Source organism: Nostoc sp. UIC 10607 (assembly GCF_047228265.1).
GTDB lineage: Bacteria > Cyanobacteriota > Cyanobacteriia > Cyanobacteriales > Nostocaceae > Nostoc > Nostoc foliaceum_A.
Map to the genome: position 1 here is coordinate 35,369 of NZ_JBIQNW010000034.1, position 12,747 is coordinate 48,115.

Annotated in this window: 15 protein-coding genes and 1 riboswitch; of the genes, 9 read left to right on the forward strand and 6 right to left on the reverse strand. The window is 42.6% G+C overall.

The window, feature by feature from the left end; genetic code table 11:
• Positions 1-2 precede the first annotated feature (2 nt).
• Positions 3-383 (reverse strand): hypothetical protein, encoded by a 381-nt coding sequence (locus tag ACEYW6_RS23720; RefSeq protein WP_412981685.1) that lies wholly within the window; start codon positions 381-383, stop codon positions 3-5.
• Positions 384-988: 605 nt separating this feature from the next.
• Positions 989-2,386 (reverse strand): amidohydrolase, encoded by a 1,398-nt coding sequence (locus ACEYW6_RS23725; RefSeq protein WP_412981712.1) that lies wholly within the window; start codon positions 2,384-2,386, stop codon positions 989-991.
• Positions 2,387-2,470: 84 nt separating this feature from the next.
• Here ACEYW6_RS23725 and ACEYW6_RS23730 point away from each other — a divergent pair, with 84 nt between their 5' ends.
• Together ACEYW6_RS23730 and ACEYW6_RS23735 are read left to right on the forward strand one after the other, a co-directional pair.
• Positions 2,471-3,250 (forward strand): cysteine hydrolase family protein, encoded by a 780-nt coding sequence (locus ACEYW6_RS23730; RefSeq protein WP_412981686.1) that lies wholly within the window; start codon positions 2,471-2,473, stop codon positions 3,248-3,250.
• 152 nt (positions 3,251-3,402) lie between these two features.
• Positions 3,403-3,858, forward strand: a complete 456-nt coding sequence (locus ACEYW6_RS23735; protein ID WP_196508608.1) for a cupin domain-containing protein — start codon at positions 3,403-3,405, stop codon at positions 3,856-3,858.
• Here the strand turns inward: ACEYW6_RS23735 and ACEYW6_RS23740 are convergent.
• On the reverse strand, positions 3,826-3,999 hold the full coding sequence (locus ACEYW6_RS23740) for a hypothetical protein (protein ID WP_412981687.1): 174 nt from the start codon (positions 3,997-3,999) through the stop codon (positions 3,826-3,828). The genes ACEYW6_RS23735 and ACEYW6_RS23740 overlap by 33 nt on opposite strands.
• A 226-nt stretch (positions 4,000-4,225) precedes the next feature.
• A complete protein-coding gene (locus ACEYW6_RS23745; RefSeq protein WP_196508610.1) occupies positions 4,226-5,461 on the reverse strand; it encodes an FIST N-terminal domain-containing protein in 1,236 nt (411 codons plus the stop codon).
• Positions 5,462-5,830: 369 nt separating this feature from the next.
• On the opposite strand from ACEYW6_RS23745, the gene ACEYW6_RS23750 reads away from it, so the two are divergent.
• Positions 5,831-6,076 carry a Calvin cycle protein CP12 gene (locus ACEYW6_RS23750; RefSeq protein ID WP_190894217.1) on the forward strand — a complete coding sequence of 82 codons (246 nt, stop codon included), beginning with the start codon at positions 5,831-5,833 and terminating at the stop codon, positions 6,074-6,076.
• A 461-nt stretch (positions 6,077-6,537) separates the two neighbouring features.
• On the opposite strand, the gene ACEYW6_RS23755 is transcribed toward ACEYW6_RS23750, so the two are convergent.
• Complete coding sequence (locus ACEYW6_RS23755) at positions 6,538-6,720, reverse strand: hypothetical protein (protein ID WP_412981688.1); 183 nt, start codon at positions 6,718-6,720, stop codon at positions 6,538-6,540.
• A 242-nt stretch (positions 6,721-6,962) separates the two neighbouring features.
• On the opposite strand from ACEYW6_RS23755, the gene ACEYW6_RS23760 reads away from it, so the two are divergent.
• From ACEYW6_RS23760 to ACEYW6_RS23785, 6 genes are all read left to right on the forward strand, one after another.
• A complete protein-coding gene (locus ACEYW6_RS23760; RefSeq protein WP_412981689.1) occupies positions 6,963-7,559 on the forward strand; it encodes a DUF3177 family protein in 597 nt (198 codons plus the stop codon).
• Positions 7,560-7,594: 35 nt separating this feature from the next.
• The gene (locus tag ACEYW6_RS23765; protein WP_323199601.1) at positions 7,595-7,891 is read left to right on the forward strand and encodes a hypothetical protein; all 297 of its coding nucleotides are present in this window, start codon (positions 7,595-7,597) and stop codon (positions 7,889-7,891) included.
• Positions 7,888-8,304, forward strand: a complete 417-nt coding sequence (locus tag ACEYW6_RS23770; RefSeq protein ID WP_412981690.1) for a hypothetical protein — start codon at positions 7,888-7,890, stop codon at positions 8,302-8,304. Before ACEYW6_RS23765 ends, ACEYW6_RS23770 begins: the two co-directional genes overlap by 4 nt.
• Positions 8,305-8,433: 129 nt before the next feature.
• Positions 8,434-8,566: riboswitch (cobalamin riboswitch) on the forward strand.
• On the forward strand, positions 8,555-10,186 hold the full coding sequence (cobG, locus tag ACEYW6_RS23775) for a precorrin-3B synthase (protein WP_412981691.1): 1,632 nt from the start codon (positions 8,555-8,557) through the stop codon (positions 10,184-10,186). (Overlaps the previous riboswitch by 12 nt.)
• A gap of 48 nt (positions 10,187-10,234) precedes the next feature.
• On the forward strand, positions 10,235-10,861 hold the full coding sequence (locus ACEYW6_RS23780; RefSeq protein WP_412981692.1) for a precorrin-8X methylmutase: 627 nt from the start codon (positions 10,235-10,237) through the stop codon (positions 10,859-10,861).
• Positions 10,862-10,863: 2 nt separating this feature from the next.
• Positions 10,864-11,568 carry a precorrin-2 C(20)-methyltransferase gene (locus ACEYW6_RS23785; RefSeq protein ID WP_412981693.1) on the forward strand — a complete coding sequence of 235 codons (705 nt, stop codon included), beginning with the start codon at positions 10,864-10,866 and terminating at the stop codon, positions 11,566-11,568.
• An 85-nt stretch (positions 11,569-11,653) separates the two neighbouring features.
• Here ACEYW6_RS23785 and ACEYW6_RS23790 read toward each other — a convergent pair whose 3' ends face one another.
• Positions 11,654-12,340, reverse strand: a complete 687-nt coding sequence (locus tag ACEYW6_RS23790) for a PHP domain-containing protein (RefSeq protein ID WP_412981694.1) — start codon at positions 12,338-12,340, stop codon at positions 11,654-11,656.
• Positions 12,341-12,747: the final 407 nt, after the last annotated feature.

Consider the following 12,747-nt stretch of genomic DNA (forward strand, 5'->3'; position numbering starts at 1 on the left):
TTTTATTTATCTGCTATAAACTCTTGAGCAGCTTTAATAGCAAGTTCTAATTCTTCTCGACTATGAGCAGATACTTTTAATTTCCTACCGTTTGCCTCTACCTCTAGCTGAATAGACTTTTCGCCAAGACGATCACCCAAAAACCTGAATAATTTTTTTGTATTATCTACATTGAATTCTGCTGTTAACATTCCTACTAAAAAACCACCTAAAGCTTTATTGCCTTCTGGAGGATTGGGATCGTGTACACGAGCAACATTTTCTATTTCATCCATCTCTTTCAGTTCAGCTATGAACGATTGAACCTGCTCATCTTGCTCTGTAGGATCTAAATTTAGATCGTTGAAATTGAACGTAAGTCTTACATTAGATTTATTCGCCATTCTTTTTTGCCTTATTCTATTCATTTATAAGGGGTTGTTTGAAAAGTGTTTCCCTGTGACTTGAGGCACTTTTATATCCCCCTCAACCCACGCCAAGGGAGAAGACCGCGCTGGCTCCCCTTAAAAAAGGGGAAACCGGAGTCAAAGTCCTCCTTTGCAAAGGGGATTTAGAGGGATATAAAACTTTTGATACCGACCAGGGGACTTTTCAAACATCTTCTAAGGGTAATCTACGTAATTGCTTTTTTATGGCAGATTGTAGCCCATTAATATTACTTAATAAAGTAGGGTATCAAAAATTATACGATTTAATTCTAGCTTGACCATAAACCGGATTTATCACTCGTGAGAAAAACCATTTACATAATCTGGATGACAAATGATTTTTTTGATACATCACTAGCTTATATTCAAGATCAGAAGTATACTACGTACAAACCCTAGAAAACTAGATAAATAAAGCACATTGTATTGGATTGTACGGAAATTATAATGATGTAGAAATAAAATTAAACAGGTCAAAATTAGGCTTGAAAAAAACTAGAAGCAGAGGGACTAGTTGAATTAACACAATTTTTAACTCTGCTTCACTTGCGATCGCAGTTTCACAACCCCATAACCGTCCGATAATGAGCCTCTATTTGCGCGACGGTTTCAGACTTGCGTTTTGTCTCCCATTGACTACGATTAAATAATTCTTGTCGTAATTCATCAACGTTAATTGTTGTCACTTTCCCATCAGCAACAATTTGCCTACCATTTACCCAAACACTATCTACAACATTACTAGGACGACCTAAAACTAACAACCCAATGGGATCTGTACGGGGTAATAATGATAAATTGGTGAGGTCATAAAGCACCAAATCTGCTTGTTTCCCCACAGTTAGGGAACCGAGTTTATCTGCTATATTCAGTCCCTTTGCGCCTCCCAAAGATGCCATTTCTACTGCTTGACGCGGTGTAACCCAGGATTGATAATCGGAGTCTGTAATATTATGTAAGATAGAACCCATTTTGATGGCTTCTAGCAAGTCTTGGGAGTCATTACTCGAAGCTCCATCGCAACCAAAAGTTACATTTACTCCAGCTTGGCGATATTTTAAAATTGGGGCGATGCCACTACCTAAACGCAGATTACTTAAGGGATTATGGACGACTGTAGATTGAGTTTCGGCAAGGATGGCGATATCAGCATCATTCAACCAAACACAATGGGCAAGAGAAGTACGATCGCTCAAAAACCCGATTCGTTTCAAATGTTCCACAGCAGTACAACCGTACTTTTCTTGAGCGAGTTTTTCTTGTGCCCTGGTTTCGAGTAAATGGGAGTGACGGCAAAGATTATAGCGATCGCTTAACTCAGTACACCCTTCAAATAAAGCATCAGTACACAATTGAATTCCCGTTGGTGCAACTAAAATATTTATACCCTCATCTGGGCGATGAAACTGTCTCACCGCTTCTTCGATGATTTCCAAAGTTGCCGCAGTTGAGCGAAAATAAGGTTCATGAGTTTGGGTTGATTCCCCTGATGGCATACCTGCGGTGAGGGATTCATCTTGAATTAAGGGGGCGATAAAAGCGCGAATTCCCACTTCTCTGTAAGCGCGAGTGGCAATGGCGATCGTTTCTAACTCAAGTCCGGGAATTAACACTAGATGATCTACCACACTTGTCCCGCCGGAAAGTAAGGTTTCTACCGCAGTCCCCAAGGCGCTGAGATAAACCTGTTCGGGATCGAGGGGGGCAAAATCATAAAGTTCCGCCAACCATAACTCTAAAGGGAACGTTGACATGATTCCTCGCTGCCACATTTCTGATGAGTGGGTGTGGGCGTTGAAAAAGCCAGGTAGCAAGAGCTTATTTTTGCCATCTATGGCAGTGCCGATTACTTGTAGATTGGGGGCGATCGCAGCGATCACACTATCTACAATCTGTACATCTACCGTTGCATAATCATCACTGACGGCAATCAAAACATTCTGGACAGTGAAATTCACCATATTTAACCTTGATTAAGTAATTGTATTCTTGACTGAATTTCAAGTTACAAAATAGAAAATGGTGTTGGGTATTGCAATTTTATGAATTTACCATTACGGACATTGGGAGTTCCACCAAATGCGTGGACAGTGAATGATGCGATCGCAGATATCACTCGTCCCCAAAAGACCCCACAACCCGTTATTTTATCAACAGAAACTAAAACCCTGCGCCTAGACTTAGCAAAAGCTGCTATCCTCGTCATTGATATGCAAAACGACTTCTGTCACCCTGATGGCTGGTTAGCGCATATCGGCGTGGACGTAACTCCAGCGCGTCAGCCTATTGAACCTTTGAACAACTTACTTCCAGAACTGCGTGAGGCTGGTGTTCCGGTAATTTGGATAAATTGGGGAAATCGTCCCGACTTGCTCAATATTAGTGCTGGTTCGCGTCACGTCTATAATCCCACAGGGGAGGGTGTGGGATTGGGCGATCCACTGCCAAGCAATGGTGCTAGAGTACTCATGGCAGGTAGTTGGGCCGCAGCAGTAGTAGACGAACTAGAACAAATTCCTGAAGATATTCGTGTGGACAAATACCGCATGAGTGGATTTTGGGATACGCCATTAGATAGTATCTTGCAGAATCTGGGAAGGACAACATTATTTTTTGCTGGTGTTAATGCTGATCAATGTGTACTCACTACGTTATGTGATGCCAACTTCTTAGGATATGACTGCGTGTTAGTTAAAAACTGTACCGCTACCACTTCTCCTGAATATTGTTGGCTAGCGACATTGTACAATGTCAAACAATGCTTCGGTTTTGTCACTGACTCGCAAGAGATTTTAACAGCGCTGCAAAAGGGTGAGGGGTGAGGAGTTAGGAGAGACGCGATTAATCGCGTCTGTACAGGAGTTAAGAGTAATTAGTGATTTTGTGATTTAGAGATACAACTAACAACTCAATATTCAAGACTCGGATTTTAGGAATTTCCGTACCCATCGATAACTTCAGAGGGGATAAATAAATGTACGCTACTCGTTGTGTAATTCCGGTTATCAAATCTACCAAAGATTACCAAGTATATCGCATCAGTCCCAACGACTCTAATCGATTAGCAATTATCTTCGATTCGACAAATGCTAATACTTCCTTGACTTGCTGCATAGAAATTTTTGATGTTGGTGGACAAACACCGCCAAATCGCCATCAGTGGGCGGTAGAAATGTTTTTTGTCCTCAAAGGGGAAGCGATCGCTATGTGTGACGGCAAGAGTGCCATGATCAAAGCTGGAGATAGTTTATTAGTGCCTCCCACCGGTACTCATTTGATTAAAAATACTGGTTCTACTCGCTTGTACACGTTGACTGTTATGGTTCCCAATGAAGACTTTTCGGAATTGATTCGCAGTGGGATTCCAACGGAGTTAGATGAAGAAGATATGGCAGTACTAGGGAGATTCGATGCTTTGATGCCCTGTTAGAATAATTCGTAATTCGTACCCACAGCGATCAATACCCTCTACTCTGATATTTGATGGTGAAGCTGTTATGCCTCCCGCACCATTTACGTCATTTTCAAAAATACAGCATTTGCGATCGCCTACAGCGAGCGGGTACGCCATCGCACCTGCCGAATATGGGCTGCCATAGCAATCTTGAATCATTCGTGAGAAACAAGATCCCCGACTTTTCCAAGAAGTTGGGGATCTGCGGGTTGCAATCCTCACAAATCAAATAGGATTGCTATATTTTGCTCAAAAAAAGGGGCTGTTCTTGTTAGGTCTGTAATAAAATTCAAAATTCAAATTTGATTGACAGATTAATAAATTCAAGAGTCAGGAGTCTAATTCATAACTGATTTTGGCGACAAATTCCAAATGCTGAAGTGTAGGCATGTAAGAAGGTTCTGCCACCAACAGGGCCGATTTCACCACCACAGAAAAAACCGCCTACAGGAATATCGTTGAGGTAGCGTCGAAATAGTTCAGAATCGAAATTTGGTTTACCATACAGTCCTTCACCTCGCCCCAGACAGGAAAACATTAAGGCAGCTACGGCAGAGGGTTCAGACTCTCGTTGGTGTTGATAACTTTGAAGGAGTAATTCTAGGTCTTCAGCAGAGGCTTGGGCATCGCGTAGGTGGAATTGCAGCCTTTGTCCAGGACGGACGCGATCGCCGATTGCGATCGCCCCAGCGGTTGGATCGACCCCAAGAATACCACGAATTAAAAAGTCTCCCTGTTGCAAAGCCAACTTAAATTCATCCATCGCCACACCAACAAACAGAGAGTGCTGTGCTAAAGTCCGTTCGTGTTCGCTGAGACTGGCAATCAAATCTCGCAACACCACTAGAGGCACTTTCTCATCTAACTCTAAAATAATATTGCGATCGGCTTTTGTAACTTGTAATGGTTTTCCAATCGGCCGGCATCCTTGGGCTACAATCGTTTCCAAAACAATATTGCCAGTCAAAGCTATACCAACAGTGCCCTCACGATACAAACTTTGGCATTCCTCGCCCTCGGTATCATTACAAAAAAGAGCAACACGACCACCCATACCTCCACCACTAGCTTGTCCCCCCACTATCACCGATCCTGGATAAGCAAAATCCAGTCCCTGCAACAAATCGTTGATTCCAGAGGCGAAAGAACTAGACAGCAAGATGAACTGGGGTGTTGGTGATGCTGGCACACCGATCAAATCAACCCAAGCATCTGGTGAACTGTCTAAGTCAGGTAATTCTTCAGCAACAACATGAAAAACTTGAACCTTCACTCCTGGAAGGTGTGCTAAAGTCAAGCTAATAGCTGGTTCAGCTTCTAGTTCTTGGGTTTCTCCGCTAACTGTAGTCCCAATCACACCTCCACCACTACAGCCAATTAGCACAGGCACAGAAAGTTTCTCAGCTAACAAGGGTAACAGTCGGGAATACTCACTCGTAAAAGCAGACGAAATGAATACCAGTCCTAGATCCGCAGGTGCTGTTAATGATGAGACAGCCCGTTCCACCACATCTGTAACAGCTGCTTCCAAAGAATGACGGGTTGATAGGGCGTTTGCCCACTGCATTTGGTCTGCCATGAGTTTCGGACTTCTTTTTCTTTTTAGGCTAGTAAGTTTTGATTTTTGATTTTGGGAAGAATTGCATCCTACAAGAATTGACACCAGCCCTTTGTCTCCTTTATCCCAAGAAGTTGGGGTTGTCATTCCTAATAGATGCATCTAAATATATTGTATGATTGTTTATCTATGGTACCGATTCCACAAAATCTTAAAAAATAAAGATGAATGCATTATAGATGCGGCAGTTTACTGTAATGGTTATAAATCAATAGGCTAAAATACTAACTTATTAGCTAAGTGGTTAGAATGGTTAGTAATCAAGCTAAAATCTGCCATTTCTGAAGTTTTTCTATACTAGTATTAACAACACACAACGAGACTAAAGCAATGACCAACATCCAAGAAACAGCAAAGAGCGACATCCAAGAGAAAATCCAAGAAGAAGTGGAGCAAGCGCGTACTGTCTGTGACATTAGCGGTAGCGGCTCACCAGAGTGTGCTGCTGCTTGGGATGCAGTAGAAGAATTGCAAGCCGAAGCTTCCCACAAGCGCCAAAGCAAGCCAAAGAATTCTCTAGAACAGTATTGTGATGACAACCCAGATGCAATTGAATGCCGGGTTTACGACGACTAAATATTGAGACAAGTGAATTTTCTGTCCCTTTGGTCAGCAAGCAACCAAGATTTACTTACTGAGATTTAGCACTTTTACCTCACTCCCGCCTAAAATCTTCCTCTCCTTCTTTCATAATTTTCCCTAACGGGCAAAAAATTGGTGAAATATCTGGAGTTAAGGATGTATAAAGGTTAAACTTTGAGAGTTTTTATCTTAAAAGGAAACCTTTATACCCAAAAAAATTGGGTTTTTGTCCGGGAGTATCGAGTATATAGCCGCTGGGTGGGTTTTGAACAGGCTCCCTAGCGTTACTACACGTAGGTGCAAAATCTAAGTTGAGGATATTTGAGTTGCTTGTTTTTTTTTGCTAAATAGAGAGATTGAGGAAAGTAAATTAAAAAATTTACTATGTAATACCTTTTGCACAAATCTTTGCAACAAATGAATTGGCTGTAGAGGTGTATAGAATGTTTTTGGTGTCAATTTAACGAAAAAACGATTCTAGAAACAGCTTTTAGGATTGTCTCGTCAAGAGTCTCTGACTGGGAATGCCCTTCGTTGGGGCTGTCGCCTCCCTTACTGGCGGCAGAGCCACCAGGAGCAGCATTTCCAGCCTGAGGCTGGAAACGAGGATTGAAAAGGGTTTTTGACACGTATGACATTCTATATGTCCCTACAATCGTGTTTATAGTATAAATTTCGTGAAATAGTAATGAATTGAGGAGCCACTTGCTTGTACAAAGAAGTTAGAGCACAGTCTTGAGGCTAGACACTAAGCTTTGTGCTTTGATTAAACTGTTATGTAATATAGATAGACTACTTGCTAGCTAATAGCTTACAGGGTTGTCAGTTATAGATACTTGCTCTTGGTTAAAAATGTTTTATTTATCGTTTGAGAAAAATTATGGACTATAACGTTTGGTTTCGCCCTTTCGTCTGGATTGATTATCGACTGGCAGTATTATTCCTGGTAATTATTCCGCTAATTCTCCTGATTTGGGCATTTGTGCAAAAAGCAGAAGGCATACAACGCTTGTTAGCTATATATTGGCGAGTATCAAGCCTAATGGCAATCACTATTTACTTAATGATTGCCCAGTATCCAGTTAGCTTTATCTCTGGGTTGATAGCTCAGATTTTGATCCCGATTTCGCTGTGGTTCTGGGTGGATATTAATGATGAAATTGAGTATCAAACTAGTGGCTCTTTGAAATTGATTTTTACCTCTTGGCGCTGGGCTACAACTGTTTATTGTTTTTTGAGTGCACTAGCCTTTATCCCTTTTTTGGGTTGTGCTTTTTCTGCCAATATGCTAAAGACTGCCTATTGTCGTGTCTGGTTTGAAGCTCCGTTGCTATTCAAAGAATATTTCCATGCTAATAGCAAGGCTGAGTTCTTAGGTTTTCTTGGCATAACTAGTTTAGTAATTTATGTGCTTTACTTAAGCTATTTTGTTCTGATTAAGCTGGGCAAGCAGGGACGTTCAGCCACACCACAGTAATCTTTGCTGCCCACAGTACCTCTAATTTTAAAAACATGAATTCCATTGGCAAGCGACTGGAACAATACACCGCTAAACGCCCCCAAGAAGTCCTACTTGTAACGGTGGAAATTGCTGATGAGCAAGATACCATTGCTGTTTTCAAAGGCTTTTCCAGTTCTTTGATGCGCCCTACGGCATTTGATGCAGATGTACCAGTTTTGCCAGATGGAGCAAACATCCTCAACATTGACCGAGTAGCCAGTCCTTACAATCCTGAAGCACCCCGTTATATTCAACAAGGACTTTCTTGGGAAGCTATGGAAGCTTTATTATCAGAAGTGGGAGTATGAATAAACCGATTGTTTGGATACATGGAGATTGCCTCAGTCCATACAACCCTGTATTGCAAAAATATCCCGATGTCCCAGCTATCTGGGTTTGGGACGAGGCTTTGATAGATGAATGGAAACTGAGTATCAAACGTCTCACCTTCATATACGAATGCTTGCTAGAGTTACCTGTTGTTATCCGTCGCGGTAATGTGGCACAAGAAATTTTAGCTTTTGCTAAAGAACATGATGCGAATTTAGTCGTCGCAGCCAACAGTCCCAGTCCCCGGTTTGATGATATCTGCAATCAAATAAAGGGTTCTATAGCAGTGGAAGTGCTTGAGGTAGAACCATTTTTTGAATATGATGGCTATATTGACCTGAAGCGGTTCTCGCGCTATTGGAAAGTGGCCCAAAATTATGTTTTTGAATAGCTCAATTGTTATATTGTAATGTCTAGCGATCGCTTCTTCTGCCAACGTTTCATTTTGCGATCGCAGATCCAACTGATGAAGCAATCTGCTAGTTACAGCTTACAAATGGCAAAATTTATGAAGCATTAAATTTTCTGACTACCTTCTCGTGCTAAATTACTAAAGCTTGGAGTTGGGAAACTCCGGTGAAATTCCGGGACTGTGCCGCAGCTGTGATGGGATCACCCAAGTCAGAATGCCAACCCTCAAGATGTCCTCAATACACACTCAGCGTCTACTCCCTGCGTTGCACGGGGAAGGAGTTCCAAGTTTGCTTTCTGGATTTGCCACTTGTCCTGGCTTGTTTTATGCTACACCCGCCGCAGATGGTATATTATCTCGCATTAGAATACCAGGTGGAATTATTAGTAGTCAGCAGTGCCGTGTGATCGCAGATATAGCAGAACAGCACGGTGGCGGCTATCTGGATGTGACTAATCGAGCTAATCTACAAGTCCGCGAAATCCACAAGGGGATAAATACTGAAGTTCTAAAGTATTTACAGAGTATAGGACTCGGTTCTCACAATCCTGTTGTAGACCATATTCGTAATATTATGACCAGCCCTACTGCTGGTATCGACCCGCAAGAATTAATCGACACTCGCCCTTTTGTCCAAGGTTGGGATCATTATATTGCTGCACATCCGGCCCTTTCGGGACTGTCAGCAAAATTTAGCGTTTGCTTTGATGGTGGTGGGATAATTCGGGTGTGCGATCGCTTGAATGATATCCTATTTGCTGCTGTCTTAGTTAACAGTAATGTTTACTTCCGCCTCTCTCTCAGTGTAGGGACAAAGGGTCAACCGCCCAGCGATATGGGAATATTGTTACCACCAGAGGAATGTTTGCCCGTTTTGGCAGCGTTGACAGATGTCTATCTAGCTCATAGTAATACTACAAGTAAGCGTCGGCTACGTCTCTTAGAGTTATTGAATACTTTGGGTTGTGAAAATTATCTCCAGGAAGTTAAGCAGCGTCTACCTTTCCCTCTTTTATGCAGTGAAGCAAGAAATGACCTAACCCCCCAACCCCCTTCCCTGCAAGGGAAGGGGGAGAAATTCTCTACTCTTTTGCAAAGAGAGGGTTTGGGAGAGAGGTCAAATGCTAGCTATCAGCATATTGGCATCCACCCCCAACGTCAGAAAGGCTTATTTTACCTTGGTGTTGTCTTGCCCCTTGGGCGATTGGAGAGTAGACAGATGCGGGGTTTAGCAGATTTAGCAGCAAAATATGGCAGTGGAACTCTCAGGCTAACCCCTTGGCAAAATTTGTTGCTAACTGATATTCCTCAGCAATGGGTTGGCGATGTCCAGCGAGAAATTGCTTGCTTAGGATTAGATTTCTCAGCAACCAACATCAAGAGTGCATTAGTTGCCTGTTCTGGAAAAAAGGGTTGTGCTGCTTCTGCTACGAACACCAAGGATCATGCATTGGCATTAGCAGAGTATCTTGAAACTCGCGTCATTCTAGATTGCCCTGTTAATATCCACTTCAGCGGCTGCGAAAAATCCTGCGCCCAGCATAGCAAAAGTGATATTACTCTGCTCGGTGTCAGCATTGAGGCTGACAATGGAACTGTGGAGGGTTATCACATTTATGTTGGTGACAGCAAGCAGAAATCCGGACGTGAAATATATCAATATGTAACTTTTGCCGAACTACCTGCATTCATAGAGCGGATGCTATATGTATATAAAAATCAACGCCTAAATTCTGATGAGTCCTTTGGGAAATTTGCTAATCGATATGCGATCGCCCAATTACAGGATTTATTTAAAATTATTCCTAAATCATTCGTGAACAACAAGATTCCCAAGTTATTGGAAAAGTCGGGAATCTGAGTCTTTCGATTTTCATTGGTCAATCCCAAATTTAAAATCCCAAATTTAATGCCCGACTACATCCGAGATGCCAACGAAATTTACCGTAATTCCTTTGCAATCATCCGGTCAGAAGCAAACCTAGATGTGCTGCCACCAGATGTAGCAAAAGTTGCTGTACGTCTCATTCATGCCTGTGGGATGACGGATATTGTTCCTGACTTGGCATATTCCCCCACAGCGGTGCAATCCGCAAGGGAAGCACTAGCACAGGGAGCGCCGATTCTGTGCGATTGTCGGATGGTTGCCGATGGCGTTACCAGGCGAAGGTTATCTGCAAACAATCAAGTTATTTGTACCCTCAACGAGCCGGAAGTGCCAGAAATTGCCCAGCGTCTAAATACTACAAGGTCGGCGGCAGCTTTAGAATTATGGCGATCGCACCTGGAAGGATCAGTGATCGCAATTGGCAATGCACCCACAGCACTGTTTAGGCTGTTAGAAATGCTCGATGAAGGAGCGCCTAAACCTGCTATTATCTTAGGCTTTCCAGTTGGGTTTGTCGGTGCAGCAGAATCGAAAGCAGCACTAGCAGCAGATAGCAGAAATGTACCATTTTTGACCTTACATGGTCGGCGTGGTGGAAGTGCGATCGCAGCCGCAGCAGTTAACGCCCTGGCAACGGAGGAAGAATGAATATGAAAACCAAAGGTCGTCTTTATGGAATTGGTGTCGGCCCAGGCGATCCCGAACTATTGACTCTGAAAGCGTTGCGGTTATTACGTGCGGCTCCTGTGGTAGCCTATCAATCAGCAACAGATAAAGAAAGTATTGCTAGAGCGATCGTGGCGCAATATCTTCCTGGCCATCAAATCGAGGTGCTATTTCACCTCCCCCGCGCTTTGGAGCCAGAAAAGGCAAAGTCTATTTATGACAAGGAAATTGAACCAATCGCCGACCATTTAGCAGCCGGTCGAGATGTCGTGGTGCTGTGTGAAGGCGATCCATTTTTCTATGGTTCGTTCATGTACCTGTTCACGCGGTTATGTGACCAGTACGAAACAGAAGTTGTCCCCGGAGTTTCCTCGCTGATGGCTTGTCCAGTAGCCTTGGGTGTCCCGTTCACCTACTACACCGATATCCTCACGGTGCTACCTGCCCCATTACCCGCAGAAGAACTGACTACACATCTGCTGATGACTGATGCCGCTGCAATTATGAAGTTGGGTCGTCATTTTACCAAAGTACGAGATATCCTGCATAAATTAGGGCTAGCATCACGGGCAAGATATATTGAGCGGGCATCAACTTCACAGCAACGCATCGTACCCTTAGATGAAGTTGATCCAGCCGAAGTACCCTATTTCTCGATGATTGTGATTCCCACCAAGAATCGGCTATAGTCCTTTGATAAATTCATCGAAAATCGAAAATCGAATAACCTCCTGGCAGATTAAACCAGGAGAGTTCAAAAAAATTGATTCATCTTTACAAACGTTGTAGCAGGCTCAAACCGTGGGTATCAGTACCACAGGTATTGAAAAGAAAGTATTCATCAGCCAATTTTTGCACTTGTTCTGATTCCAATACGCTGGGTTGCCAAGGGTTAGGGTTATTGTAGGCGTAGAAAGTTTCCACACCATCGATACCCTTTTGGGCCGCAGCTGGAATTAAGTCAAAATGCGATCGCTTGTAACGAGCCGGATGAGCCAGAACTGCCAATCCCCCAGCTTCATGAATAGCGGCAATCACGTTACTTGCCTGATATTCTTGGCCTATAGTCGGCCTTCTTTGGAGATAAGGCTTCATGCTAGGGTGTTCTGGTGTAAAAGCGTAAGCCAAAATGTGAACTTCTATATCCAAAAGGCTGGCATTAATTTCCACGCCACTCCACAGGTAAGGAGTACTTGCACCAGGATTACTCCACTTCCAATCTTCTAACCAAGATTGTGCAGCTTGATAGCCGATAATACCATGATGATCGGTGATGGCTAACCCTTTTAGCCCAATAGCGATCGCCTGTTCCATCAATCCAATCGGCTGCAACCTCCCATCCGAGTAGACAGTGTGCATATGAAAGTTAAATAACCTTGGACAACTTTGTGCATCAATGTTCTGGAATACTTGCTTCAAAAGTTCTGTGGAAGCAGTAGTCCGGGCCAAATTTACAGCCATAACCCCCTCTGAATAAAAATATATATTTTTAACACACTAAAACGCCCTATCTACAGATGAGAAACCTCCAACACTGTAAATTAGTATTGGTGGCTACTTTCTCAGCTTTTTCAGCAAATTTTTCAATATGTTAAGACTACGTTAGCAAATCTTAACCTCAGTAGTCATGGGTAATTTGGACTACTTAAAATATAAGTAGTAAAAAATATTGCATATAAAATTTTATAAATAGGCTTATAGTATTTGTGTGAAATGGCTTATGTTTAAAGGCTTAGGAGAGTAATTTTCTCTAGCAAGCCTAAGATGTGGCTTTATATATTGTGTAAAAAATACTGTTTATAACGGTAATTACACTAAAATTATCTAACTAGTAATTACTTCAGCGTAGGCGTAGCCCGCCGCAGGGA

Coding starts and splice junctions, on each gene's coding strand:
- ACEYW6_RS23745 (WP_196508610.1), bottom strand. CDS start 5,461: ATGGCAGACCAAATGCAGTGGGCAAACGCCCTATCAACCCGTCATTCT.
- ACEYW6_RS23780 (WP_412981692.1), top strand. CDS start 10,235: ATGCCCGACTACATCCGAGATGCCAACGAAATTTACCGTAATTCCTTT.
- ACEYW6_RS23750 (WP_190894217.1), top strand. CDS start 5,831: ATGACCAACATCCAAGAAACAGCAAAGAGCGACATCCAAGAGAAAATC.
- ACEYW6_RS23735 (WP_196508608.1), top strand. CDS start 3,403: ATGTACGCTACTCGTTGTGTAATTCCGGTTATCAAATCTACCAAAGAT.
- ACEYW6_RS23790 (WP_412981694.1), bottom strand. CDS start 12,340: ATGGCTGTAAATTTGGCCCGGACTACTGCTTCCACAGAACTTTTGAAG.
- ACEYW6_RS23730 (WP_412981686.1), top strand. CDS start 2,471: ATGAATTTACCATTACGGACATTGGGAGTTCCACCAAATGCGTGGACA.
- ACEYW6_RS23760 (WP_412981689.1), top strand. CDS start 6,963: ATGGACTATAACGTTTGGTTTCGCCCTTTCGTCTGGATTGATTATCGA.
- cobG (WP_412981691.1), top strand. CDS start 8,555: ATGTCCTCAATACACACTCAGCGTCTACTCCCTGCGTTGCACGGGGAA.
- ACEYW6_RS23765 (WP_323199601.1), top strand. CDS start 7,595: ATGAATTCCATTGGCAAGCGACTGGAACAATACACCGCTAAACGCCCC.
- ACEYW6_RS23720 (WP_412981685.1), bottom strand. CDS start 383: ATGGCGAATAAATCTAATGTAAGACTTACGTTCAATTTCAACGATCTA.
- ACEYW6_RS23755 (WP_412981688.1), bottom strand. CDS start 6,720: ATGTCATACGTGTCAAAAACCCTTTTCAATCCTCGTTTCCAGCCTCAG.
- ACEYW6_RS23740 (WP_412981687.1), bottom strand. CDS start 3,999: ATGGCGTACCCGCTCGCTGTAGGCGATCGCAAATGCTGTATTTTTGAA.
- ACEYW6_RS23770 (WP_412981690.1), top strand. CDS start 7,888: ATGAATAAACCGATTGTTTGGATACATGGAGATTGCCTCAGTCCATAC.
- ACEYW6_RS23785 (WP_412981693.1), top strand. CDS start 10,864: ATGAAAACCAAAGGTCGTCTTTATGGAATTGGTGTCGGCCCAGGCGAT.